Here is a 25,297-nt window from a genome sequence, read left to right on the forward strand (position 1 = left end):
TGTCGACCGCGACGCCCGATCTCGTGGGAGCACCTCGATGAATGCACAGTCCCTGCTGGTCGTGCTGAACATCGTGCTGCTGCTATTCGCGATTCAGGGCGTGCTCGCGAATCCGCGGCTGTCGAAGGTCGCGAAAGTGGCGTGGGTGGCGTTCATCGTGATCGCCCCGTTCTTCGGCAGCATCGCCTACCTCGTACTGGGGCGGCGAGGGCGCGGAGGCGGCGCGGGCACCGTCGTTCGCGGCACGGAGCGGCCAAGCGGCTGGTTCTTCGAGCGCTGAGCGTCCGGCAACCCCCTGATGCGCAGTCAGCCCGCGCCTAGCCTGGGGCGCATGGCCGAACGACTGCGCTCCAGTGTCAGCCCCTACCTCCGCTCGCACGCGGATAATCCGGTCGACTGGTTTCCGTGGGGCGAGGAGGCGTTCGCCGAAGCCAAGCGCCGCGATGTCCCCCTGCTGATCTCCATCGGTTACGCCACGTGCCACTGGTGCCACGTCATGGCGCGGGAATCGTTCTCGGATCCGATGCTCGCGGCGCAGCTCAACGAGGGCTTCGTCGCCGTGAAGGTCGACCGGGAGGAGCATCCCGATGTCGACACCGCCTATCTGAGGGCCGCGAGCGCCTTCACCCGTCAGCTCGGCTGGCCGCTGACCGCGTTCGCCACTCCCGCCGGCGAGACCTTCTTTGCCGGCACCTACTTCCCGCCCCGCGCCGTCGGTGGCGTGCCCGCGTTCGCCGACGTGCTCACCGCAGTCTCCGAAGCGTGGCGGCTACGCCGCGACGAGGTGCAGGCAACGGCAGGCTCCCTCGCGGCGGCGCTGCGCGAGGCGACCGCCTCCTTGCCCGCCGCCTCGACACTTCCGGACGACGCCGCGCTCGAGAGCGCAGTCGCCGCTCTGGCCGCCGAGGAGGACCGCGTGTACGGCGGGTTCGGCGGCGCGCCGAAGTTCCCGGTCGCGCCGGTGCTCGGGTTCCTTGCTACCCGGGCTAGCGGAGCCGCGCTCGCCGAGCGGACTCTCCTTGCCCTCGCCGCGTCCCCGCTGCGCGATCATGACGGCGGTTTCTTCCGCTACGCGACGCAGGCCGACTGGAGCGAACCGCACTACGAGCGGATGCTGTACGACAACGCGCAATTGCTCGACGTCGCCGCTCTGCTGCTCGGTCGCGCGGGCACTCGCAGCGACGAAGTCGCGGGTATCGCGGAGGGGATCGCCTCCTTCCTCGTGACCACACTGCAGCGGCCGAGTGGTGGCTTCGCGAGCGCCCAGGACTCGGAGAGCATCATCGACGGGCAGCGCTCGGAGGGCGGCTACTACCTCGCGGCCGACCGCTCCCGCCTTGTGCCGCCATCGCTCGATGAGAAGGTCGTCACGGGGTGGAACGGGCTCGCCATCCGGGCACTTGCCCGCGCAGGCAGGGCGCTCGGGCGCGCGGAGTGGATCGAGGCGGCCCGGCGTGCGGCGGACTTCCTGCTCAGGCGGCACGTCGTCGATGGACGAGTGAGCGTTCGCGCCTCCCTCGGCGACGCGGTGTCGGCGGCGCGACCGGTGCTGGAGGACCTCGGGATGCTCGCCGGCGGCCTCCTCCAGCTCGCGCTCGCCGAGGGCCGGCCGCGCTACGCCGTTGTGGCACGGTCGCTCCTTGATGGTGCCGTTGATGCTGCGTCCGGGCCGCTGCCGTTCGCCCTCCCGGGCGGAGGCGACCCGGCGCTGACAGCTCGCGGCCTGCTGCTCGCAGCTGATCCTTCTGAGGGCGCGTACCCCTCCGGCCTCGCGGCGACGGCCGAGGCGGCGCACGAGCTGTACCTCTTAACGGGCCAGCGGCGTTACCGCGTGGCGGCGGAGGCGGTCGTCACCGTGGTCGCACCGGGCTCGCTCGCGCAGCCGATGGGGTTCGGCGCCGTGCTCGCGCTCGCGTCGCGCCTCGCCCGTCCGGTCCGCCAGCTTGTGCTCGTCGCTCCTTGCGCCGCCGGGCTCGCCGATCTGCTTCGTGGGGCGCAGGAGACGGAACTCGGTGTACTGGCGGGGGTTTCGGATGAGGGCGCTCGGGAGTGGGCAGAGGCGGGCTTTGAACTCTTCGAGGGACGAGTCTCGCGGGACGCCCTGCCGACCGCGTACTCCTGCGAGTCCTTCGTCTGCGCTCTGCCCAGCACGCGGCTTCCGGAGGAGATCGTCACGCGGCCGTGACTACGAGCGGCGCGTCGGGGTCGGCCGCCCACTCATTGAGCGAGCCGTCATAGACGACCGCCGTCTCGACGCCCAGGACCGCGAGCGCGAGCGCGTCCGCGGTGGCCGCGATACCGCCTCCGCAGTAGAGGACGATGCGCTCGGACTCCAGGCTCGCGCCGAACAGCGCGCGCAGTCGCTCGGGCGGCAGCAGAGTGTTGGCTGTGCGGTCGACTAAACGGCCGGCCGGAACGCTGCGCGAGCCGGGGAGGTGCCCGCGACGAAGCCTCCGCCCCTCCTCGCCGGTGAATTCTTTTGGCGGGACGGCGCAGACGAGGGCGCCGGCCGCCTCGCCGCGGAGCACGCTCTCGACGCCGGCCTTGTCGATCCAGAGTGGCCGCTCCACGCGGACCGTGATCCCCTTGCTCGGGGCGGGCTCGACGTGTCCGGTCTCGATCGGTCGCTTCTCGCGCCGCCACGCCGACAGGCCGCCGTCCAGCACGGCGACCGCGTCGTGCCCCGCGGAGCGCAGCAGCCACCACAGGCGCGAGGCCCACTGACCCACCGCCGAGTCGTAGACCACGACCACAGAGTCATCATCGATGCCGAGGGCGGCGGTCGCGGCAGCGAAGCGCCCGGGGTCGAGGCGGGAGAAGGGGAACGGCGCCTCGGGGTCGGAGAGCTGCTGGAGGAGATCACCGAAGACCGCACCGGGCACGTGGCCTTCGACGAGGTGTTGCTCGTCGCCGCTGAGATAGCCGGGAAGGCCATCGTGGCCGGGCACGAGGAGAACGCTGGCGTCGACGACGACGAGGTTGTCGCGGCCGAGGTGATCGGCTAGCCACTGCGTCGAGACGATCGGCCGGGCGAGGTAAGGGGTCGAAGTGTTGCTCACCTGCTCCACGCTAGGCGCCACCGCCGACATCCGCCCGCATACCCGTCACGGGGCTTCATGCGGGCCGCCCGCGGTCGGCTGCGCGGCCGTATGCCGCGACGTGCGCGTTCCGCTCTCACCGTGGCGTCGAAGGGGACACGGTGGAGTGTCTGCGAGCGGATGCCGTGGGCCGGGCGACTTGCCGCGAGCAGAGGCTCCTCCACAGGGACCGGTTTTCCCCAGATCCGTCCGGGCCCGTCCGGAGGACGAGCCGATCACCCAGGATCGACGCATGACGCAACTCCCCCTCTTCTTCGTCCGCGACTTGCGCCGACGCGGCACCCCCTCCGCTCTCGCACGCGATCTCGAAACGCTGTGGCGCGGGGTGCGCACGCCGGCGGCTGCGTGGCGGGCGGCGGATGAGGCGACACGTCAGCACGCCCGCGTCCGTGCGGCGGTCGGACTGCGCCGCGAGGGCGTCCTTGTCGGGGAGTCCGCCGCTCTCCTGCACGGTATTCCTCTGATTGATGGGCTCGATCCTCGCGTTCACGTTCTGGCGAGGGCCGGTGTCGGGAGCCGGACGCGCGGCTCGATACGGGAGCGGAGCTTCGCGGTGCCGCCAGACGTGGTGGAGATCGGAGGGATCCCCGTCTCGTCCATCGCCGATACGGTCGTCGACCTCGCCCGTCACTCGACGCTGCGCCGAGCCGTCGTCGCCGTCGATCACGTTCTGCACGCCGAGGCGGTCGCCGGTCGCGATCCGGAGCGGCTGCGCGAAACCCTGCGCGTGCGTGTGGATCGATTAGGCAGCGGACGCGGGGTGCGGATGGCCGCCGAGGCCGTCTCGTTCGCGGATGCGCGTGCGGGCTCGCCGCTTGAGTCGGTCAGCAGAGTCGAGATCGCCGTCGCGGGCTTCCCCGCGCCGCGCCTCCGGCACGTCTGGCACCTGCCCGATGGCGCCACAGTGGTGACCGTTTTCGACTGGCCGGCGTGTGGCCTCGTCGGTGACATCGACGGGCGCGAGATGTACGGGGTCTTAGCGGCCGAGCAGGCCGACGGCTTCGTCGGCGCCGCATTCCGCGAGAAGCGGCGCGAGAACGCGCTGCGGCTCCTCGGTCTCCGTGTGATCCGCTGGGAGTGGCGAGAGGCGATCGCGGCCGATCCGTTGATCGCCCTGCTCCGAACGGCCGGCCTTCTGCAGCGCCAGCGGACGCGTCACGTGGTTCGCGCTACACGGCACTCAAAATGAAGCAGTCCCGGGCCGAGCCCCGCCGGTTTCTGCCGTGTCGGCAGCTGCGAGACCCCAGGTTGTCATCGGCCTACCCGGAGTCGGCACCTCGGTGTACGGAGCGGCTTCAGCACTCGATGACGTTGACCGCCAGCCCGCCCTCGCTCGTCTCCTTGTACTTCGAGGACATATCGATTCCGGTCTGGCGCATCGTCTCGATCACTGCGTCGAGCGAGACGCGGTGGGTACCGTCGCCGTGCAGCGCCAGCCGTGCTGCACTCACCGCAGTCGACGATGCGATGGCGTTGCGTTCGATACACGGGATCTGCACGAGCCCGCCCACCGGGTCGCAGGTCAGGCCAAGGTGGTGTTCCATCGCGATCTCGGCCGCATTTTCGACCTGCTGCGGAGTTCCGCCGAGCACTGCGCACAGAGCCCCGGCGGCCATCGCGCAGGCAGAGCCGACCTCGCCTTGGCATCCCGCCTCCGCTCCCGAGATCGAGGCGTTCGTCTTGCAGAGCGAGCCGATCGCCGCCGCTGTCAGGAGGAACCGCCTCACGCCCGCCCGGTCGGCCCCCGGGACGAAGCGGAGGTAGTAGTGCGCCACCGCCGGAATGATGCCCGCCGCCCCGTTCGTCGGCGCGGTGACGACGCGCCCACCTGCGGCGTTCTCCTCGTTGACCGCGAGGGCGAACGCGTGCAGCCACTCCACCGAGGTCGCCCGGGCACGGTCAAGTGGGTCCTCCTCGAAGGCTTCGAGCCGCTTCCGCAGCACGGAGGCGCGGCGGCGGACGCCGAGCCCGCCGGGAAGTATGCCTTCGGTCGCCAGCCCGTGCTCGACGCAGGTTGCCATCGCGTCCCAGACTGCGTCCAGGCGCTCGATGACGTTGACTCCGGGGTGCAGGGCCCACTCGTTCGCGAGGGCGATCTCGGAGATTCCCGTGCCCGTCCGGTCGCAGATCGCGAGCAGGTCGAGGCCCGAGTCGAACGGGAAGGGGTGCGCGGCGAGAGCCGCCAGCTCGGCGCGCTCTCCCGCCCGGCGGATGAACCCGCCGCCGATCGAGTAGTAGGTCTCCTCCCACACGGGCAGCGGTGCGTCGCCAAGCCACACGCTGAAGGTCAGGGCGTTCGGATGCTCGGGCAGCCGGGTCCGCGGCTCGAAGGCGATATCGTCGCGCGTCATCGGGAGGCGCTTCTCGCCGGCCAGCATGATCGAGCCCGCATCCTCGAGACGATGCCATGCTCCGCGAACCTCTTCTGGATCGCACGTCTCGGGATCGAGGCCCGAGAGCCCGGCGACGACGGCGTCGGGAGTACCGTGGCCGATCCCGGTCGACCCAAGCGAGCCGTAGAGAGTGCAGCCCACCCGGCTGACCTGGTGCAGGATCCCCGCGTCTCGGATCCGCTCCGCGAGCGCGAGGGCGGCGCGCATCGGGCCGACGGTGTGCGAACTGGACGGCCCAATCCCGACGCTGAACAGGTCGAAGACGGAGACGTAGGCGCTCATCCACTGAGACTACGCCGGGCTACACGGGACGGTTGGAGCGATATCGCGGTGGGTACCCAGTCGGGCACCCACCCCGGGGCGGTGGTCAGGACGTTTCCCCGAGGCTCACCACTCGTCGTGCGCGTGGTCGGAGTGTCCCGCGTCGCCGGGGCCGAGCGCGAGCATCGTGCCCAGCGCATCGCACGCGCTCCGCATGACCGCGCCGGAATAGTGGCCGGAGCCAACGTCGTGTCCACATGGCGGTTACGAGATGTGGAAGCGTCTCGGTCCCGCAAGAGAGGCTGGCGCCGACCGGCAGGAGGACACTCGGCGGCGTCGAGACGCGCCCGGGTCACTCATGACGCGCGCGGGCTGCTATTTTCGCCGGGACGCACCGCCGGAGTGGGCCTCAGGTGCCGGGAGGGAGCAGACCGTGAACGCCGCTTTGCCGACGATCCTCCTTTCCGCACACTGGCTTCTGACAAGACCCGAGCGCTCGACACGTCCGCTGGCAGCGCTTCAGCCGCGTGTCCGGCAGCCGTGGACCTGCGCCGAGGGCTCCCGGAGGACACCGCCTATTCCCGCCCGTACTCGTCCAAAAGGGCAGTGACGCGTGCCCGACCTGCGGCAGCGCGCCGCAGCGGACACGTCTCCCTTCACCACAGCGAGCGCCGAAACCTCCGCGGCGACCGCCGAAACCACCTGAGAGGAGGAACTATGCAGAGGATCACCGATCGTCTCGTTTCCTGGGCGAGCATTCTGGACGACAACGCGCGCGAGCAGGCCCTTACCGCCTCCCGCATGCCGTTCGTCTTCCCCCACCTAGCGCTGATGCCCGATGCGCATCTGGGTCTCGGCGCGACCGTCGGCTCCGTCATCCCGACCGACGGCGCCATCATCCCCGCGGCGGTCGGTGTTGACATCGGCTGCGGCATGATCGCCGTGCGCACCGCCTTCACACGCGACGATCTCGCTGGGCACGACCTGTCTGAGCTGCGACAGCAGATCGAGAGGGCGGTCCCGCTGTCGGCGGGAGCGGCCAACGGGAGAATCGTCGCCACCGCGGCGCCGCGCATCGCCGATCTGGAGGCTCTTGCCGTCGAGGCCGGCTTCGACCCGGACAGCTACGCCCGGCGCTGGCGCCTCCAGGTGGGCACTCTCGGCAGCGGCAACCACTTCATCGAGGTGAGCGTCGACGAGACCGGCACAGTCTGGCTGTTCCTGCACTCGGGATCACGCGGCGTCGGCAACCAGATCGCGAGCGCGCACATCCGTGTCGCCCGCGAGTACTGCGCGCGCCACTGGATCAGCCTGCCGGACCCTGATCTCGCCTACCTGGTCGAGGGGACCGCCGAGTTCGACCGCTACATCGCTGAATTGCGCTGGGCCCAGCACTTCGCCCTGCTCAACCGCGAGGACATGATGGACCGCGTTGTCCGGCAGCTCTCCGAGTGGCTTGGCCGCGAGGTCGAGGAGGCGGAGCGGATCAACTGCCACCACAACTTCACCGAAAAGGAGCGACACTGGGGCCGGGACGTCTGGGTCAGTCGCAAGGGCGCGATCCAGGCGGACGCTGGGCGCCCCGGACTCATCCCCGGGTCGATGGGGACCGCTTCGTACGTGGTGGTGGGGCGCGGGAACGCCCTGTCTCTGAATTCCTCGCCGCACGGGGCAGGACGCGAGTACTCTCGGTCGGCTGCACGGCGCACCTTCACGCGTGACCAGCTGCGGGAGGCAATGGCCGGGATCGAGTATCGCGACACCGACGCTTTTATCGACGAGATTCCCGCGGCCTACAAGCCGATCGACCGGGTGATGGCCGACGCGGCCGATCTCGTGGAGGTACGCCACACACTCCGCCAGCTGGTGAATGTGAAGGGCGACTGACCCGACTCCTCCCGCACTCGTGGTCGGCTCGCGGGATCCGCTCGTTCCCCCGAGCCGAGAAAGCTCCTGCAAGCCGAACGGTGGGTGCAGGCGCGGTCGGGACTCGGGCCGCGCCTCAGCGCAGCGTCTTGCGCGCCGAAATCTGGCCGGTGTCGAAGCCCAGTAGGTGCAGTCCGCCATGGAATCGCGCGTGCTCCACCTTGAGGCAGCGGTCCATCACCACCGTGAGGCCCTTCGACTCGCCGTACTCGGCAGCCTCCTGATTCCAGATGCCGAGCTGCACCCACACCGTGGGGGCGCCGATCGCGAGCACGTCATCAATCACGGCGGGGATGTCGCTCGCCCTGCGGAACACGTCGACAATGTCGGGGACGACCGGCAGATCGGCGAGGCTGCGGTAGACCGGCTGCCCCAGGATCTCGGTGGCGTTCGGGTTGACGAAATACAGCTCATAGTCGCTCGACTGCTGGAGGTAGGTCGCGACGAAGTACGAGGAGCGAGCCGGGTTCGGCGAGGCGCCGACGATCGCAACCGTCTTCGCACGGCGGAGGATGTCGAGGCGTGTGCGAGCGTCCGGTCCGACCCAGGTGCGCTGGGAGTGCAGCATCTTTGCCAGCGGAGAGTGTGCAGGAACGGAGCAGCTGAGCCCGTTGGACAGCTGCACAACGGCTTCGCCCCCGCTCGGCTCGGCTCCGCTCGTGTCGGTCGTGCTCGTGTCGGTCGTGCTCATACCGGTCGTGCTCATACTCAGACCTCCACGGCCGGGGTGTGCAGGGTTGTCGTCGTCTCCTCCGCAAGTTCGGTCGGAGCATCCGGAGTGCCGTGCTGCTCGACGGCACGGGAGAGTGCTTGGTCGAGGTCGTAGATGATGTCCTCCGCATCCTCGATGCCAACGGAGAGCCGGACGAGGCCGGGCAGGACCCCGGCGTGCAGCAATTGCTGCTCGGTAAGCTGTGCGTGGGTTGTCGAGGCGGGATGGATGACCAGCGTCTTTGCGTCACCGATGTTGGCGAGGTGGCTAGCGAGGTCGACGGATTCGATGAAGGTCTGGCCGACCGCGCGGCCGCCCTTCACCACGAAGCTGAAGACCGACCCCGGCCCGAGGGGCAGGTACTTGCGTGCGCGGGCATGGTGCGGATGCGCCGGCAGCCCGGCCCAGTAGACCGCCTCGATGCGCGGGTCGGCGTCGAGCCATTCGGCGACGCGGCGAGCGTTGTCGACGTGTGCCTGGATCCGGTACGGCAGTGTCTCGACGCCCTGCGCGAGCAGGAAGGCGGAGTGCGGCGCCAGGACGGGGCCGATGTCGCGCAGCTGCTCGGCGCGAAGCCGGGTGAGGAAGCCGTACTCGCCGAAGTTGCCGTCCCACGAGAGGTTGCCGTAGGAGGCGACCGGGTCGTGTAGCAGCGGGAACTTCTCACGCGAGTAGTGGAACCGGCCCGACTCGACCACGATGCCGCCGAGGGTCGTCCCGTGCCCGCCCAGAAACTTGGTAGCCGAATGGATGACGATGTCGGCTCCCCACTCGATGGGGCGGACAAGGTAGGGCGTGGCGACCGTCGAGTCGATGATTAGCGGGATGCCGGCGGCGTGAGCGACGGCGGCAAGCCCCTCGATGTCGGCGATCTCGCCGGAGGGGTTCGCGATCGTCTCGGCGTACAGGACCTTGGTCGCCGAGGTGATCGCTGCGGCGTAGTCGGCGGGATCGCTGGAACGCACGAACGTGGTCTCGACGCCGAACCGCCGCAGCGTGACGTCGAGCTGGGTGATCGAGCCGCCGTAGAGGTTGGCTGAGGAGACGACGTGATCGCCCGCTCCCACGAGGGCCGCAAAGGTGATGAACTGCGCCGAGAGACCGGAGGCGGTGGCAACGGCGCCGAGACCGCCCTCGAGACTCGCCACCCGCTCCTCGAACGAGGCCACGGTGGGGTTGGAGAGCCGCGAGTAGATGTTGCCGTACTTCTGTAGCGAGAACCGCGCAGCCGCATCGGAGGTGTCGTCGAAGACGAACGCGCTCGTCTGGTAGATCGGCAGCGCCCGCGCGCCCGTGACCGCATCGGGGATGTTGCCCGCGTGGATTGCCCGCGTCTTGAAGCCGTACTCGCGATCTGCCATGTGGTCGACGCTAGTGGGCACCGCCGACATCGCCGAGCTGGAGTGACGCATCCCGTCACAGACGACCCTCGCCGCAGGAGCCACCCTCACAGCGCAAGCTGCACCGCCGCCAGCCCCATCGCGGCGATCGACGCCCACGACACGAGCGCGACCACCAGCGCCCGCCAACCGGTCGTCAGCAGCGCCCGCACCCGCACCGCACTGCCGAGCGCGACGAGCGCCGCGGCGAGCAGCCAGGTCTGCGCGGTGTCCGCGACGGCGATCAGTTCAGCGGGCAGCGGCAGGAGGGTGCGCAGCAGTACCGCCGAGAGGAACCCGACCACGAATAGCGGGACGATCGCCGGTCGCGACCCGCCCGACTCCCCGCGACGCCGTGTCACGGCCGCCGCGACCGCGACCATCGGCGCGAGCATCACCACCCGCGTCAGCTTCACCAGGACCGCCACAGCCAGCGCCGAGCCCCCGGCCACCTGGGCGGTAGCGACGACCTGGCCCACGTCGTGTACCGAGGCGCCCACCCAGTGCCCGAACTGCACATCCGAGAGTCCAAACGGTCCTTGCAGCGCCGGGAGCACCGCGATCGCCAGCGTGCCGCAGAGCGTCACCAGCGCGACCGGCGTCGCCTGCTCCTGCTCCCTCGTTCGTGTCGCCCCAGCCATCGCGCCGATCGCGGACGCTCCGCAGATTGCGAACCCGGCCGCCAGCAGCAACGGTTCTCGCCCGGGCAGCCGGAGCGCCTGACCGAGGGCCCACGTGAGTGCGAAGGTTGCCAGCACAATCCCCACCACCACGAGAATGGCGCCCCAGCCGAGCGCCGCACTGTCGACCAGCGAGAGCTTGAGCCCGAGCAGCACGATCCCCGCGCGCATCAGCGATCGCGACGAGAACCTGAGCCCCGGAGCCAGCTCGCCGCCGAGGAGCGGCCGGGCCGAGGGAACCTGCGCGACCAGAATCCCGAGCGCCACGGCCGCCGTCAGCATCGGCACCGCGGGGACGACCGCGTGCACCACCGCAGCGACGACCGCCGCGAGCGTGCACGCCGCGACTCCCGGACTCAGCTGACGGATCAGACCCACGACGGCAGCCACATATGGGCCTGCCAGAAGGCAAACGATGTCTGCTGGCCGATCCACAGCGGCAGGAAGTACGCGGTGAGGGCCGCTGCCGTCACCGTGAATACGAGCACGAGGAGGATCCCACGCGTGCGCCGTCTCCGCTCCTCGCCCGGTCGCCCGATCACGATCCCGGCGCTCAGCGCGAGCGCCAGCATCATGTAGGGCTCGAAGACGACGCAGTAGAACTGAAAGACGGTGCGGTCGAGATAGAGCAACCACGGCAGGTATCCCGCGACGATCCCCATGAGCACGAATCCCGCTCGCCACTCCCGGTAGCGGGCGAGCCGATAGAGGAGGTATGCCAGCGCGAGCACGCCGGCATACCAGATCAGCGGATTGGCGACCGAGGTGATCGCCTCATCGCACCGCACCGCAGTGCATCCGTCGACCCCCGTGGCCCGGTCGACGAAGTACATGCTGGTCGGCCGCAGCATCAGCAGCCAGGTCAGCGGGTTCGCCTCGTAGGGGTGCGAGGCGCGCAGGTTGATCGAATAGTCGTACATCTGCACGTGGTAGTGCCAGAGACTTTGTGCCCAGTCGGGGACCCAGGCAAGCGCACCGGTCCACGCATTGCCCGGCGCCTCAGTTGCCCACTGTCTCGACCAGCCGCCGGAGGTGCGGAGCCAGCCCGTCCAAGTCGCGAGGTAGGCGGCGAGCGCGATCGGCACGACCAGGAGGAACGTCACCGGACCCTGCTTGAGGATCGCGCCGCTCGCCCAGAACGCCACTCCCGCTCGACGCCGTTGCAGCGCATCCACCACGACCACGTACACGCCGTACGCGGCAAGAAAGTAGATCCCGGTCCACTTCACCCCCGCGGCCAGCCCGAAGAGCAGACCCGCGACCAGCAACCACGGCCGCCACCAGAGCACCGGACCCCAGCTCGGCAGTGCCCCCGCCGCGACCTTCTGCGCAAGCCGCAGCTCGGTCCACCGCCGGTCCAGGAGGATCGCCGCGACTCCGCAGAGGGCCACGAACATCAGGATGCCGTCGAGGAGCGAGACCCGTGACATTACGATCGCGTGCCCGTCGAGGGCGAGCAGGAGCCCCGCCAAGGAGGAGAGGGCCGTCGAGTGGAAGAGGAGCCTGCCGACCACGATCACGAGCGCCACCGCCAGAATCCCGACGAGTGCGGTGGAGATGCGCCAGCCCACGCTGTCGTCGGCGCCGAACGCGCCCATGCCCAGCCCAATGATCCACTTGCCAAGCGGCGGATGCACGACGAACGAGGGTGCCCCCGTGAAGGTGTCCACGTCGCCCGCCGCGAAGCCCGAGTCTGACTTCTCCGGCCAGCCGCCCTCGAAGCCGAGGTTCCACAGTGTCCAGGCGTCCTTGACGTAGAAGGTTTCGTCGAACACGAGCGAGCGCGGAGAGCCGAGGTTCCAGAGCCGCAGCACGGCGGCCAGGGCGATCACGAGCAGTGGCAACCCCCACTCGTACAGCCGGCGACGGGCGGGCGAGGCGACGAGGCGCGCATGTAGATCGTCGAACCAGGAGCCGCGGGGGATGTCCGGAGCGGGCGTCCGCTCACGGCGCTGCACCGCTTCCGCCGACTCGACCGGGACCGAACTCGTGGACGCCGTCGCATCGAGGAGCAGGTCGTCGAAGTCGCGCTGCGATCGGTCCGTCACCTGGCCATGCTAATCGTGCGGTCGCACGCGCTCGGGCTGCCGCCTTGTGTCATCACTGCGCCGGAGACCGCACGTTCGCAACCGAGGTTGAGACTCCCGACGGGCCCTCCCCGGCCGCATTTGTGCGCTTTCAACCTCGGTTACGAACGCCAAGGCCTACAGAGCGGACAGGATCGCCGGGAAAGCGGCTGGGAGACTGGCTGCATGATCATCCTCGCGGGCACGCCCATCGGAAACCTCGGCGACGCCTCCCGCAGGCTCGTGGAGGCGCTGTCTTCCGCCCGGCACATTGCCGCCGAGGACACCCGCGTGACAATCCAGCTCCTGCGCGCGCTCGGCATCGAAAACCGTCCGATGCTCTACGCCCTGCACGACCACAACGAGCGCGAGCGCGCGGCCGAGCTCGTCGCGCTAGCCCGCGACGAGGACCTCCTCGTGCTGAGCGACGCGGGCATGCCGACGGTGTCCGATCCGGGGTACCACCTGGTCGAGGTGGCGGTGACAGCGGGAGTGGCGGTGACCGCGCTTCCCGGGCCGTCCGCGGTCCTGATGGCGCTCGCCGTGTCAGGTCTGCCGACCGACCGGTTTACCTTCGAGGGGTTCCTGCCGCGCAAGCACGGCGAGCGGATCTCGACGTTCCGCGCCCTCGTCGACGAGCGCCGCACGATGGTCTTCTTCGAGTCGCCGCACCGGATCGGCGACGCACTCGCCGACCTGGTCGAGGTGATGGGGCCAGAGCGGCGTGTCGTTGTCTGCCGCGAGCTCACCAAGATGTTCGAAGAGGTGCGCCGGGGCACGGCAGCAGAGCTGGCCAAGTGGGCGGTCGGCGGGCTCCGCGGCGAGATATGCCTCGTCGTGGAGGGAGCGCCGGTCCGCCAGGCCTCGATAGAAGACGCACTCTCGGACGTCCTCGCGCGGGTCGCCGCGGGCTCGCGGCTGAAGGAGGCGTCGGCCGAGGTCGCTGAGGTGACCGGGCTCTCGCGTCGCGTGCTCTACGAGGCCGCACTCGCCTCGCGTCGCTAAGGCCCGTCCCTCCCCAGATGCGATCCGTGCGCGTTGTCCCCAGGCGTCGTCACACGGGAGGAGACGACCTGCGCGATGAATAGGATGGTCGCCATGTCCGACGGCGCCTCCTTCTATCTCACGACACCGATCTTCTATGTCAACGACGTCCCGCATATCGGGCACGCCTACACCGAGGTCGCCGCCGACGTGCTCACCCGCTGGCACCGGCAGGCCGGCGACGACACCTGGCTTCTGACCGGTACCGACGAGCACGGGCAGAAGATCCTCCGCACCGCCACGGCCAACGGCACGACGCCCAAGGAGTGGGCCGACCGTCTCGTCGCGACCGCCTGGCAGCCGTTGCTCGAGACCATCGACATCGCTAACGACGACTTCATCCGTACGACCGATGCACGGCACGAGGTCAACGTCCAAAAGTTTTTGCAGAAGCTGTACGACGCGGGCGCGATCTACACCGGCGAGTACGAGGGCTATTACTGCGTGGGTTGCGAGGAGTACAAGCAGCTCTCAGACCTCGAGGAGGGCACCGGCGACGACGCCGGGCAGTACGTCTGTCGGATCCACTCGAAGCCGGTCGAGTTGCTCAAAGAGAAGAACTACTTCTTTTCGATGAGCGAGTACACCGAGCGCTTACTCGCCCTCTACGAGGAACGCCCCGACTTCATCCAGCCAGAGTCGGCCCGTAACGAGGTCATCAGCTTCGTGCGCCAGGGGCTCGCTGACCTTTCGATCTCGCGATCCAGCTTCGACTGGGGAGTGAAGGTGCCGTGGGACGACTCCCATGTCGTCTATGTCTGGTTCGACGCGTTGCTCAACTACATCACCGCCGTCGGCTACGGGCAGGACGAGGCCGAGTTCGAGCGCCGCTGGCCCGCGACACATATCGTCGGCAAGGACATCCTCCGTTTCCACGCGGTGATCTGGCCCGCGATGCTGATGGCCGCCGGACTCGAGGTGCCCAAGCAGGTCTTCGGTCACGGCTGGCTCCTCGTCGGCGGCGAGAAGATGTCGAAGTCCAAGCTCACCGGCATCGCGCCCGAGCAGATCACCGACACATTCGGTTCCGACGCGTTCCGCTACTACTTTCTCCGCGCGATCACTTTCGGCCAGGACGGCTCGTTCTCGTGGGAGGACCTGTCGGCCCGCTACCAGGCCGAACTCGCGAATGGCTTTGGCAACCTTGCCTCCCGCGTGATCGCGATGCTGCACCGCTACTACGAGGGGGTCGTCCCCAAACCGGGCGTGCTCACCGAGGCGGAGGAGCGGGTGCAGCGCACCGTCGCCGAGGCCGCCGCCGCTGCCGACCGCTCGATCGAGGCGCTCGCGATCCACGACGCGATCACCGCCGTGTGGAGCATCGTCGAGGACCTGAACGGCTACATCACCGAGCAGGAACCCTGGGCTCTCGCTAAGAGCGACGACCGCGAGCGGCTGGGTACCGTCCTGTACACGGCGGCGGAGGGGCTGCGAGCCCTGGCTGTGCTGCTCTCGCCGGTCGTCCCACGGGCCACGACCACACTCTGGGAGGCGCTGGGGGTCACGGAGGCGCTGGGTACGCTCACCGCGCAGCCGCTACGCGAGGCGGGCCGGTGGGGGGTCCTCCCGGTCGGTACTACCGTCGGCACCCTCGCACCTCTTTTCCCGCGCATCGAGGCGCCCGCCTCCTGACGGCGGCGATGGTGCTGATCTGCCATAGTCTCCCGTGTTTTTTCTGGAGAATAGGGAGGCGCGCATGTTCGGTCGAGCACGTCGCAGAGTCCGGTCTGCCCAGATCGCACTCCTGGTGGGAGGTGCGTTTTTTCTTGCGAGTTGTGCCTCGTCGTCGCCGAGCGCAGCCCAGGGTTCGTCGTCGATGAATGCATGCAAATCCGGGATGATCCTTCCGTTCATGTGTGGCGACTACGTTTCGAGTGGTGGTGAGAATGCGGAGGGTGACGCGGCGTGGTTAAGTGCTACGCCTATCAGGCTTTCCTTCGCCACATCCGCCTCAGGAACCATCGTCGTCATTCAGAGTCCGTGCAACCCGATCAACCTGGCCGTGACATTCACGGATGGAACGCTGAGGGGAGACGCTACGACGATGGTGACCGGAGCGATGGGGTGTCTGGATGAGCGGAGCGCGCAGGAGGACTGGCTCGTGCGATTCTTCACCAGTACGTCGTCAATAGAGAAGACAAATACGGGTATTCATCTCGAAAATGCACTCGGTTCAATTGATGTGAGGCCGGATGATTGATCCGCGTTCGATTGCTCAAGAGCCTATGCTTTGCGCCTGCGCAGGCTCTTAGCATCAGTCGTAACGTCCGCTCGGGGCGTGCGGACTCCGGGGGATGTCCGCTCCCGCTCCCACCCCTCCCGGTACCCTGGAGCGCATGACTGACAGCAAGCACGTCCGCGCCCGCGAGGCCTCCTCTGGCCGCGATCTGACGTATCCACCGCTGCCCGAGGCGCTCGTCGTGCCGGTCTACGACAACCACACGCACCTCGAGATGGTCCCCGCCCGCACTGCTCCGAATCCGCACCGCGGCTCCGAGGAACCGGCTGGCGGCGCCCCAGACGTCCTCGACTACCGTGAGCAGCTCGACCGGGCCTCCACCGTCGGCGTCCGCGGTGTCGTCCAGGTCGGCACCGACGTCGAGACCAGCCGCTGGTCGGCCGAGATGGCCGCGTCCGAGCCGCGGATGCTCGCCGCCGTCGCCATTCACCCGAACGAGGCCCCCGAGCTGGACCAGCGCGGCGAGCTCGACGCCGCGCTCGCGGTCATTGCGGAACTCGCCGAGCAGCCCCGCGTGCGCGCGATCGGCGAGACCGGCCTCGATTTCTTCCGCACGGGCGAGAGCGGGCGCGCCGCCCAGTTCCGCTCGTTCGAAGAGCACATCCGCATTGCCAAGGAGCACGACCTCGCCCTGCAGATCCACGACCGCGACGCGCACCGCGAGGTCATCGATACGCTTCGCCGCGTCGGCGCCCCCGAGCGCACCGTCTTCCACTGCTTCTCCGGCGACGCGGAAATCGCGCGAATGTGTACCGACGAGGGCTGGTACCTCTCCTTCGCCGGAACCGTCACCTTCACGAACGCGCAGCCGCTGCGAGAGGCGCTGATCGCCACTCCGCGCCACCTCATTCTGGTCGAGACCGACGCGCCCTACCTCACACCGACGCCGTTCCGTGGCCGGCCGAACGCGCCATATCTCATCCCGCACACCCTCCGGTCGATGGCGGCCACCCTGGAGACCGACGTCGGGCACCTCGCGGCCACGATTGCCTCCAACACCGAGGCCGTTTACGGCGAGTGGGGCGGCGAGGTCGGCTCCGAGCTGACGGAGCCGGTCGGGCCTCTGGCATGACCGGCCGTCACGCCGCCGAGCCTCGCGTCGGAAGCCTTCCGCGTTTACTCGGCCCCGCCGAGCTTCGCGACCTCGCCGCGCTCCTCGACATCACTCCGACCAAGAAGCTTGGTCAGAACTTCGTCCACGACGCCAACACCGTCCGTCGCATCGTCAAGCTCGCGCGGGTGCAGCCGGGTGAGACCGTCGTGGAGATCGGTCCCGGGCTTGGCTCGCTCACGCTGGGGCTGCTCGAGGCGGGTGCGCAGATCGTGGCCGTCGAGATCGACCGGCGCCTGGCCGAGCAGCTGCCACGCACTGTCGAGCTGATGGCGCCCGGCTCTGACCTCGCCGTCATCCACGCCGACGCGATGAAGGTCCTCGAGGTGCCGGGCGAGCCCGTGCGGCTCGTCGCCAACCTCCCGTACAACATCTCAGTGCCGGTGCTGCTGCACTTCCTCGAGCACTTCGCGAGCATCCGCTCCGGAGTGGTGATGGTGCAGTCCGAGGTGGGACTCCGGCTCGCGGCGACTCCGGGCTCGAAGGTCTACGGCGGGCCGAGCGTAAAGGCCGCGTGGTTCGGCTCCTGGTCCACCGGCGGGACGGTCTCGCGGCAGATCTTTTGGCCGGTTCCGAACGTCGAGAGTGTGCTGGTCGGGTTCGAGCGGGGGGAGGAGCCGGGCGATGAATCGCTGCGCCGCGCGGTCTTCGCGGTGGTCGACGCCGCGTTCGCCCAGCGGAGGAAGATGCTCCGCCAGTCTCTCGCCGCGCTCTTCGGCGATAGCGCCGCCGCAATCGCGGCGCTCGAGTCGGCTGGCGTCCCGCAGACCGCCCGCGGCGAGGAACTCGATGTCGCCGCTTTTGTGCGCCTCGGACGCGCGCTCGATCCTGCGCGCGTTCCCGTACGGGGCGGGGCGGTACCTGGCCGAGCTGGGACGGTGTCTGAGGAGTTCATGTCGGACACTGGTGACTCTGCGGCAGGGCCCGGCGGGCCTCGGGCGGAAACCGATGGGCCTTCCTCGGGCACCGACCAAGACGGTGCGGAACGCGACCCAGAGGCCTTCTCGGACGCGGACGAGGGCGCCTCCGCCACCCTGTAGCGTGGATGCATGGCCCCTCCCGAGACGTCGACTCGGGTCCACGCGCGAGCGCCCGGCAAGATCAACGTGTTCCTCAAAGTCGGCGCAGTCCGCGAGGATGGCTACCACGAACTCGCCACGGCCTTCCAGTCCCTCTCGCTCTACGAGGACGTTTTCGCCACCGAGGCGTCCGATTTCTCCGTCACCTTCTCGGGCACGATCGACACGAGCGGCCTCGCTCTGGACGGCTCGAACCTCGCGATCAAGGCGGCCCGCGCGCTGGCCCGAGCGACCGGCTACCGCGGCGGGGTGCATCTCCAGATTGAGAAGAATGTCCCGATTGCGGGCGGCATGGGCGGCGGATCGGCCGATGCCGCGGCGACGCTCCTCGCGTGCGACGCCCTCTGGGGCACGGCCTGCACTCGGGAGCAGCTGCTCAGTATCGCCGCGAGCCTCGGTGCCGACGTGCCCTTTTCGTTCACCGGAGGCACTGCGATCGGAGTCGGCCGGGGCGATGAGCTGAGCCCGGCGCTGGCGAAGGGTCGGTTCGAGTGGGTCCTCGTGTTCTCGGACCAGGGTCTCTCGACGCCCGAGGTGTACAGCGAACTCGACCGGCACCGCGAGCGGCACCTGCACGACTTCCGCCCCATCGCGGCGACGCCGACGATTGACCCGAACGTGCTCCAGGCACTGCGCGCGGGCGATCCGGCGATGCTCGCCGACGCAATGTACAACGATCTGCAGGCGCCGGCTCTGCACCTGCAGCCCGGGCTCGCGCGGATCCTCGAGGTCGGCGAGGGGCGGGGAGCCCTGGGTGGCCTCGTTTCCGGCTCCGGCCCGACCGTGGCGTTTCTCGCTCCGGATGCCGATGCCGCGCTCGACCTGCAGCTCGAGCTGAGTGCGGCACGGCTCCGCGCGATCCGGGTGTCTGGCCCGGTGCACGGCGCCCGGCTGCTCTCGACATAGCGGCTCGCGTCGTTGTCGAACGGCTCGCTCCTGTGCGACGTGCACCTGCGTTCATGGGGGGGCGAGCGCCACTCCGTAGGAAGACTCGACCTCGTGGCTTAGAGTTCCGCTCATGCCCCCGAGAAGAGACGTCCTCCTCGCGATCCTGTCGGGAATCGTGGCCGCCGCCGTCGCCCTGGCCTTCGCCGAGGTCGTTGCGGTCTTCACCGGCGCCGCCGGCAGTCCGTTGATCGCCGTCGGCAGCTTCGTGATCGACATCGCGCCACCGGGGGTGAAGGATGCGGTCATCGCTCTGTTCGGCACCGGCGACAAGGTCGTGCTCCTCCTCTCGATCGCCGTCGCGATCGCCGTCCTCGCAGTCGGCGCGGGGCTGCTTGAGTACCGCCGGCCGCCCTTCGGAGTCGTGCTGCTCGCCGTCGTCGCCGGTCTCGGCGCGCTTGCCTCGGTCAGCCGCGAGGGCGCTTCCTGGGTCGACGCAGCGCCCAGCGTCGTCGGCATGGTCGCCGGGGCCGGTGTGCTGCGCTCCGCCTCCGTCCGCCTCCGCGGTTGGCAGCAGGACGACGAGGTTGCCGCCACTGGTCGCCGCTCGTTCCTGCGCTTTGTCGGTGTCGCCGGAGTCGCCGCCGTTGTCATCGGGACCGGCGCACGCATTCTCACCTCTGCCTCCGCCGCAGTGACCGCCGTGCGCCAGGCCGTGGCACTTCCGGTGCCCGCAAGCAGTGCGTCCGCCCTTCCGGCCGGCGCCGTGCTCGATCACATCGAGGGCATCAGCTCCTTCGTCACCCCCAATGCGCGGTTTTATCGGATCGACACCGCGCTCTCCGTGCCCTCCGTGGAGCCGGCCGACTGGTCGCTGCGTATCACCGGCATGGTCGAGGAGGAGATCGAGATCACCTGGAACGAGCTACTGGCCCTTCCGCTGGAGGAGCACCTCGTTACCCTCTCCTGCGTGTCGAACGAGGTCGGTGGCGACCTGATCGGCACCGCGCTATGGCTCGGCTACCCCCTCCGCGAGCTACTGGCGCGGGCGCGGCCGACGGCTGGAGCCGACATGGTTCTGTCCCGCAGCGTCGATGGCTTCACGGCCTCCACTCCTCTCGATGTGCTGCAAGACACGAACCGCGCCAGTCTCCTGGCCGTCGGGATGAACGGCGAGCCGCTCCCCGTCGAGCACGGTTTCCCCGTGCGGATGGTCGTCCCGGGCCTCTACGGCTACGTGTCGGCGACGAAGTGGGTCGTCGAGTTGAAGGTCACCACGTTCGCAGCGGATCTCGCCTACTGGTCGACCCGGGGTTGGACCGAGCGCGGTCCCATCAAGATCGAGTCCCGAATCGACGTGCCCCGGCAGGGCCAGCCGATCGAGGCCGGCACGATCGCGATCGCCGGAGTCGCATGGGCGCCGCACACGGGCATCGCCAAGGTCGAGGTGCAGATCGACGACGGGGTCTGGCAGGAGGCGCGACTCGCCGAGGCGGTCACGGCCGACACCTGGATCCAGTGGGTGCAGGAGTGGGACGCTACTCCGGGCACTCATGTCGTCACCGTCAGGGCGACGGGTACCGACGGGACGGTGCAGACCACCGTCGAGCGCCCGCCCGCCCCGAACGGCGCAACGGGCCTTCACCAGCGCTCGGTCTCGGTCGCCGTACCGGCCCCCACGCGCTAGCGGCCGCCGCGAAAGTCCAAAAGTTGTCGCACTCGACGCCGAGTGCGACAACTTTTGGCTTCTCGCGGGCGTGCGGCACGCGCAGAGGGGCACACCGCGGGCACGCGGGAGAACGGCACAGCGGCGGGTCGCACGGGCGCCAGCGCCTACGCTAGACCCCTATGGCACATCTGCTCGGCGCCGAGGCGCTGCGACTCGAATACCCCACGCGCGTGATCTTCGACGACATCTCCCTGGGGATCGAGGAGGGCGACCGCATCGGGATCGTCGGCCGCAACGGCGACGGTAAGTCGACGCTCCTTCGCCTGCTCGCGCAGCGCATCGAACCTGACTCCGGCCGGGTCACCCACCGCCGGGGTATCACGCTCGGGATGCTCGACCAGGCCGACACCGTCGATGAGGATCTGACCGTCGCCCAGGCCGTCGTCGGCGGCCTGCAGGAGCACGAGTGGGCGGGCGACGCGCGCACCCGCGACGTGATCGCCGGACTCCTCCGCGACGTCCCCTGGGACGGGGTCATCGGCTCCCTCTCGGGTGGCCAGCGCCGTCGCGTCGCCCTCGCCAAGCTGCTGGTCGGCGACTGGGACGTTGTCTTCCTCGATGAGCCCACCAACCACCTTGACGTCGAGGGGATCGCTTGGCTCGCCGAGCACCTCAAGCGCCGCTGGGCCGCGTCCTCGGGTGGGCTCGCCGTCGTCACCCACGACCGGTGGTTCCTCGACGAGATCTGCACCGCCACCTGGGAGGTGCACGACCGCCTGGTCGAGCCCTTCGAGGGTGGCTACGCGGCCTACATCCTCCAGCGCGTTGAGCGCGACCGGATGGCCTCCACCATGGAGGCCAAGCGGCAGAACCTCATGAAGAAGGAACTGGCCTGGCTCCGCCGCGGTGCCCCCGCGCGCACCGCCAAGCCCAAGTTCCGCATCGACGCCGCGAACCAGCTGATCGAGGACGAGCCTCCTGTGCGCGACTCGGTCTCGCTCTCGCAGCTTGCCGTTTCGCGCCTGGGCAAAGACGTCGTCGATCTGCTCGACGTCACCGTCCGCTACGGCGAGCGGACGGTCCTCAACAGGATCGAGTGGCGGATTGCGCCCGGCGAGCGCACCGGCATCCTCGGCGTGAACGGGGCCGGGAAGTCCACCCTCCTGGGTCTCGTCGCGGGCAGCGTGCAGCCGACCAGCGGACGCGTGAAGCGCGGCACCACCGTGCGCGTCGCGATCCTCGACCAGCAGTTGCGCGAGCTGACGGAGGTGCAGCACCAGCCGGTCCGCGAGATCATCGCCGAGCAGCGCACCAGCTACTCGATCGGCGGCAAGGAGATGACGCCGGGCCAGCTACTCGAGCGGCTCGGGTTCTCTAGCGCCCAGTTGTCCACCCCAGTGAAGGACCTCTCGGGCGGGCAGCGCCGGCGGCTCCAGCTGCTGCTGATCCTGCTGAGTGAGCCGAACGTGCTGATCCTCGACGAGCCGACCAACGACCTCGATACCGACATGCTCGCCGCAATCGAGGATCTGCTCGACTCGTGGCCGGGCACTCTGCTCGTCGTCTCCCACGACCGCTATCTCCTGGAGCGAGTCACCGACCAGCAGTACGCCGTGATGGACGGCGCCTTCCGGCATTTGCCCGGCGGAGTAGAGCAGTACCTCGATCTGCGCCGCGCGCTCCAGAAGGGGGCGCCGGCCGCAGCCTCTTCCGTGCCTGCGTCGAGTGGGCTTGCCGGGGCTGAGCGCCGCTTTGCCGAGAAGGAAGTCTCGGCGATCGACCGACGCCTGGCCAAACTCACGCAGCTCATCGCCGCCGTGCACGAGAAGATGGCGACGCACGACCAGGACGACTACGACGGCATCCTTGCCCTCAACGAGACGCTCCGTTCTCACGAGGACGAGTCCGCCGAACTCGAACTCCGCTGGCTCGAACTCTCGGAACAGCTCGAACGCTGACGCACCGTGCCCTGAGAGGGGTGTTTGAGCGCCATCGCGGCTGAACTGCGCCTCGCAGCTGACGTTGCGTCGCAGTCTCGCTCAGCCGAAGTCGAGCGACAGTTTGCGCAAGAGCTGCGCCAGTCGCTCCTGCTGCGCGTGAGTGAGCGCGTTGAGCAGCTCCTGCTCTGCATCGACGAGGCGGGTGATCGCGGCGTCGACGCGGGCAACGCCAGACGGTGTCATCTGCACCAGCACGCCGCGGCCATCGTTGGGATCGTCGAGGCGCTCGACCAGCTGGCGCTCGACCAGGCGGTCGATTCGGTTGGTCATGGTGCCGCTCGTGACCATCGTGGCTTGGAGGAGTTGTTTGGGGCTCATCCGGTAGGGCGCGCCGGCGCGGCGGAGGGCCGAGAGCACGTCGAATTCCCACGTCTCGAGTTCCGAGCGCCCGAAGGCACTGCCGCGTGCGCGCTCGAGCTGCTTGGCCAGTCGACGCATCCGCGAGAACACCTGCAGGGGAGTGAAGTCGAGATCGGGGCGCTCGCGCACCCAGGCATCGACGATTCCGTCGACCTCGTCATTCGCGCTCACCCGTCCATTGTGGTGGCTGGGCGGCTCGCGAGATGCCGCAAGCCGGACGAGATCGGCCGCCACGGCGCGGCATCTCGACCGATCGTTGGCATGTCGCGACATTTCGCGGAGGGGGGCAGGGGGGGCGGGGAGGGGCGGGGAGGCGAGGGGGAAGGGGAGGGGGCGCGGGGATGGCAGGATAGACGGCGCGCGAGAGCGCGGTCCGCCATGGTGTAACGGCAGCACGGCAGCCTTTGGAGCTGTCCGGTCCAGGTTCGAATCCTGGTGGCGGAGCGGCGTGTGCACGACTGTCGCGCGTGTTGGCGTATTCGTTGGGATTTTCACAACGGACGCGTATCATGCACACATGACTGCACACATCGGACAGCGAGTTGCTGGCCTGCTGCCGAGCGGTAGTACTCAGCGAAGCATCGCAGCGGACGTCGGAATGACTCCCGACGCCTTTTCGCGCGCGCTCCGAGGCGAGCGCGGCTTTGCCGCAATCGAACTCGCGAAGATCGCAGATCTCCTTGACGCTGACCTGCACTTCATCATCACCGGGTCGCCCGACCCGAATCGGGTAGTCGCGGCCGCGCGCCACTCGTTCGATCAGGAGACGCGGCGTCATCACGTACCGGGCAAGGATATCGATCTCCCGCATCTCGATGCGGTCCTTCTCGCCTACGAACAGGTTCAGGGCGGGCTCGCTGCGTCCGACGTCCCCGAGACGCTTGAGTCGGCGCGAGTCGCACTCGGAGACGACTTCATCCGTCCATTTGCCGACCGTTTAGATTCTCTGGGCATCGACGTCGTGCGCCTGAGTGAAATCACCTCCGCATACTCTTTTCGCTTCGGCGATCGAGCAATCATCGCGCTCGAGGCGACTGGGAACTGGTTTCGGGAGAACTGGTCGCTGGCTCACGAGCTCGGACATCTTGTTCACCAGGAGGAGTCTTTCCGGCAAGGTCGTTCGGCAGAGGTGGTTTCCAGCGAGCCGGAGGCTAATGCATTCGCCGCCGAAATTCTTCTTCCCGCAACATGGATTCAGAACATCGATTGGACAGTGGTGACGGAGGCAGACATAGCGGAGCATGTCTGGAACCGAGGCGTTTCCGTCGAAGCTCTAAAGAACCGAATCGTTGCTTTGCGCCTCCCGATGAATGACTATCTGGAGACGTGGTCGACCCAGCCCACGCAACGGCTCTTGCGGCGCCACTGGAAGACCTCCGAGCCTGGAGACCCCATCACGGTACGAATGGATGCAGCTTCGACGCGAAGATTCCCGCTTGCTCTTCAACATGCTCACATCGCGCAGATCGCGCAGGGGACTGTTCGAAAGGACACGCTCGCTTGGATGCTCGGGGTGGACCCGGTCGATCTGGAGGTCGACGAGCCGACCGGTGGGGGTGCACTCTCTTCCGACGCTCTCGCTGACCTCCTCGGTCTCAGCACCTGAGGGGCGCCTGCGCGTGACAGTTTGGCTTTTCCCTGACAACACGGTTCTGATCAACTTCGCCTACCTTCACCGAATGGACCTCCTTCGTCGACTGCTCGGCCATCCCACCTGGTGTGCAACCGTCGCTCACGAATGCCGGATGTCCTCATCTGAGCCGGATCTCGAGGATTTGAAGGATGCGCCAGATCTCTTTGGCGAACCGCTATTCCCCGAGAATCCCGGGGAGCATATTTTGACGACTGTCTACCGAAAGCAACTGTCGCGACCCGGCGACGCTCCTACGAAGAATCTCGGCGAGGCGGAGACTCTTGCCATCATCCACAGTCGGAATATCAAGGCCGTGTTTTTCACAGACGACGCCGGCCCGGCCGCTCTCCTCGCGGGGGAGCCGAGCGGCATGCAGGTTCAAACCGCGACTACTTGGGGGCTGCTGCGGACCGCATGTCGCGTGCATTTTGTAGACGGCGACACGCTGTGGTCCTACGTCTCAGTACTTCGCTCCAAAAACAGGCATCTTCCACCGGGGCGAGCCGGATTTGACCGTGACGAATTCACTGCCTGGCTGGAGAGTTGAGGCGACTCGTCGAACGCTCCCAAGGGGAAGAGTCGTCGGGATTGAGCTACGGTTTCGAGACGACCGGGAGCCCTTTGGCTGCGGCGGGTCTGAGGGGGTCGCCAAACCGGCGAGGCGCCGCAACCGGGACGGCCCGCTGTCGATTCCGGTAGCGTGATCGGCGGCGCGCAGCCAGTCCGAGGCCCCGGGACATGTCCGGGAACCTGTCGGCTGTC

20 protein-coding genes, 1 tRNA gene and 1 pseudogene are annotated in these 25,297 nt (G+C 68.5%); 15 read left to right on the top strand and 7 right to left on the bottom strand.

The genetic code is table 11. The annotated features are described in order from the left end of the window. Window positions 1–37: 37 nt before the first annotated feature. A complete protein-coding gene (locus B0H03_RS02345) occupies window positions 38–280 on the top strand; it encodes a PLDc N-terminal domain-containing protein (RefSeq protein ID WP_160487217.1) in 243 nt (80 codons plus the stop codon). A 51-nt stretch (window positions 281–331) separates the two neighbouring features. Continuing rightward, window positions 332–2,185 carry a thioredoxin domain-containing protein gene (locus tag B0H03_RS02350; protein WP_104263698.1) on the top strand — a complete coding sequence of 618 codons (1,854 nt, stop codon included), beginning with the start codon at window positions 332–334 and terminating at the stop codon, window positions 2,183–2,185. Here B0H03_RS02350 and B0H03_RS02355 read toward each other — a convergent pair. Continuing rightward, window positions 2,172–3,059, bottom strand: coding sequence for a sulfurtransferase (locus tag B0H03_RS02355; protein ID WP_160487218.1), 888 nt, complete (start codon window positions 3,057–3,059; stop codon window positions 2,172–2,174). The two genes, B0H03_RS02350 and B0H03_RS02355, sit on opposite strands and share 14 nt — an antisense overlap. 271 nt (window positions 3,060–3,330) lie before the next feature. Here B0H03_RS02355 and B0H03_RS02360 point away from each other — a divergent pair, with 271 nt between their 5' ends. Continuing rightward, window positions 3,331–4,287, top strand: coding sequence for a hypothetical protein (locus B0H03_RS02360; protein WP_104263700.1), 957 nt, complete (start codon window positions 3,331–3,333; stop codon window positions 4,285–4,287). A gap of 106 nt (window positions 4,288–4,393) precedes the next feature. Here the strand turns inward: B0H03_RS02360 and B0H03_RS02365 are convergent, their stop codons facing one another. Beyond that, window positions 4,394–5,773 carry an L-serine ammonia-lyase gene (locus B0H03_RS02365; RefSeq protein WP_104263701.1) on the bottom strand — a complete coding sequence of 460 codons (1,380 nt, stop codon included), beginning with the start codon at window positions 5,771–5,773 and terminating at the stop codon, window positions 4,394–4,396. A gap of 696 nt (window positions 5,774–6,469) precedes the next feature. Between B0H03_RS02365 and B0H03_RS02370 the strand changes: the two genes are divergently transcribed. Then, window positions 6,470–7,639, top strand: a complete 1,170-nt coding sequence (locus B0H03_RS02370; RefSeq protein WP_104263702.1) for an RtcB family protein — start codon at window positions 6,470–6,472, stop codon at window positions 7,637–7,639. A gap of 115 nt (window positions 7,640–7,754) precedes the next feature. Here B0H03_RS02370 and B0H03_RS02375 read toward each other — a convergent pair whose 3' ends face one another. The 4 genes from B0H03_RS02375 to B0H03_RS02390 all read right to left on the bottom strand — a co-directional run bounded on the left by B0H03_RS02375 (window position 7,755) and on the right by B0H03_RS02390 (window position 12,497). Beyond that, the gene (locus tag B0H03_RS02375) at window positions 7,755–8,384 is read right to left on the bottom strand and encodes a CoA-binding protein (protein WP_419956884.1); all 630 of its coding nucleotides are present in this window, start codon (window positions 8,382–8,384) and stop codon (window positions 7,755–7,757) included. A gap of 2 nt (window positions 8,385–8,386) precedes the next feature. Next, on the bottom strand, window positions 8,387–9,751 hold the full coding sequence (locus tag B0H03_RS02380) for an O-acetylhomoserine aminocarboxypropyltransferase/cysteine synthase family protein (protein WP_104263723.1): 1,365 nt from the start codon (window positions 9,749–9,751) through the stop codon (window positions 8,387–8,389). Window positions 9,752–9,837: 86 nt separating this feature from the next. Then, window positions 9,838–10,839, bottom strand: a complete 1,002-nt coding sequence (locus B0H03_RS02385; protein WP_104263703.1) for a YeiH family protein — start codon at window positions 10,837–10,839, stop codon at window positions 9,838–9,840. Continuing rightward, window positions 10,818–12,497: a dolichyl-phosphate-mannose--protein mannosyltransferase gene (locus B0H03_RS02390; protein ID WP_104263704.1), complete on the bottom strand. Its 1,680-nt coding sequence runs from the start codon at window positions 12,495–12,497 to the stop codon at window positions 10,818–10,820. Before B0H03_RS02390 ends, B0H03_RS02385 begins: the two co-directional genes overlap by 22 nt. A gap of 204 nt (window positions 12,498–12,701) precedes the next feature. Between B0H03_RS02390 and rsmI the strand changes: the two genes are divergently transcribed. The 8 genes and pseudogenes from rsmI to B0H03_RS02430 all read left to right on the top strand — a co-directional run bounded on the left by rsmI (window position 12,702) and on the right by B0H03_RS02430 (window position 22,500). Next, window positions 12,702–13,520 carry a 16S rRNA (cytidine(1402)-2'-O)-methyltransferase gene (gene rsmI / locus B0H03_RS02395; protein ID WP_104263705.1) on the top strand — a complete coding sequence of 273 codons (819 nt, stop codon included), beginning with the start codon at window positions 12,702–12,704 and terminating at the stop codon, window positions 13,518–13,520. A gap of 93 nt (window positions 13,521–13,613) precedes the next feature. Next, window positions 13,614–15,191, top strand: a complete 1,578-nt coding sequence (gene metG, locus B0H03_RS02400) for a methionine--tRNA ligase (protein WP_104263724.1) — start codon at window positions 13,614–13,616, stop codon at window positions 15,189–15,191. 205 nt (window positions 15,192–15,396) lie between these two features. Beyond that, window positions 15,397–15,759 carry an META domain-containing protein gene (locus B0H03_RS02405; protein WP_104263706.1) on the top strand — a complete coding sequence of 121 codons (363 nt, stop codon included), beginning with the start codon at window positions 15,397–15,399 and terminating at the stop codon, window positions 15,757–15,759. A 136-nt stretch (window positions 15,760–15,895) separates the two neighbouring features. Continuing rightward, window positions 15,896–16,870: a TatD family hydrolase gene (locus B0H03_RS02410; RefSeq protein WP_104263707.1), complete on the top strand. Its 975-nt coding sequence runs from the start codon at window positions 15,896–15,898 to the stop codon at window positions 16,868–16,870. Then, window positions 16,867–17,730 (top strand): annotated as a pseudogene (rsmA, locus tag B0H03_RS02415) (16S rRNA (adenine(1518)-N(6)/adenine(1519)-N(6))-dimethyltransferase RsmA); the annotation flags it as partial. The gene B0H03_RS02410 and the pseudogene rsmA, both read left to right, overlap by 4 nt. A 228-nt stretch (window positions 17,731–17,958) precedes the next feature. After that, window positions 17,959–18,894, top strand: coding sequence for a 4-(cytidine 5'-diphospho)-2-C-methyl-D-erythritol kinase (locus B0H03_RS02420; protein WP_104263709.1), 936 nt, complete (start codon window positions 17,959–17,961; stop codon window positions 18,892–18,894). A 112-nt stretch (window positions 18,895–19,006) separates the two neighbouring features. Next, window positions 19,007–20,560, top strand: coding sequence for a molybdopterin-dependent oxidoreductase (locus B0H03_RS02425; protein WP_104263710.1), 1,554 nt, complete (start codon window positions 19,007–19,009; stop codon window positions 20,558–20,560). A gap of 161 nt (window positions 20,561–20,721) precedes the next feature. Then, window positions 20,722–22,500, top strand: a complete 1,779-nt coding sequence (locus B0H03_RS02430; RefSeq protein WP_104263711.1) for an ABC-F family ATP-binding cassette domain-containing protein — start codon at window positions 20,722–20,724, stop codon at window positions 22,498–22,500. Between the two features lie 81 nt (window positions 22,501–22,581). Here the strand turns inward: B0H03_RS02430 and B0H03_RS02435 are convergent, their stop codons facing one another. After that, entirely contained in the window at window positions 22,582–23,073 is a 492-nt protein-coding gene (locus B0H03_RS02435) for a MarR family winged helix-turn-helix transcriptional regulator (protein ID WP_104353949.1), read from the bottom strand. A gap of 201 nt (window positions 23,074–23,274) precedes the next feature. Here B0H03_RS02435 and B0H03_RS02440 point away from each other — a divergent pair. The 3 genes from B0H03_RS02440 to B0H03_RS02450 all read left to right on the top strand — a co-directional run bounded on the left by B0H03_RS02440 (window position 23,275) and on the right by B0H03_RS02450 (window position 25,082). Further along, window positions 23,275–23,346 (top strand) — tRNA-Gln (locus tag B0H03_RS02440). Window positions 23,347–23,419: 73 nt separating this feature from the next. Next, window positions 23,420–24,508, top strand: a complete 1,089-nt coding sequence (locus tag B0H03_RS02445) for an ImmA/IrrE family metallo-endopeptidase (RefSeq protein WP_164860170.1) — start codon at window positions 23,420–23,422, stop codon at window positions 24,506–24,508. A 73-nt stretch (window positions 24,509–24,581) separates the two neighbouring features. After that, entirely contained in the window at window positions 24,582–25,082 is a 501-nt protein-coding gene (locus tag B0H03_RS02450; RefSeq protein ID WP_202129818.1) for a hypothetical protein, read from the top strand. Window positions 25,083–25,297: the final 215 nt, after the last annotated feature.

Origin of the sequence: Rathayibacter iranicus NCPPB 2253 = VKM Ac-1602 (genome assembly GCF_003149025.1) — a bacterium.
Taxonomy (GTDB): domain Bacteria; phylum Actinomycetota; class Actinomycetes; order Actinomycetales; family Microbacteriaceae; genus Rathayibacter; species Rathayibacter iranicus.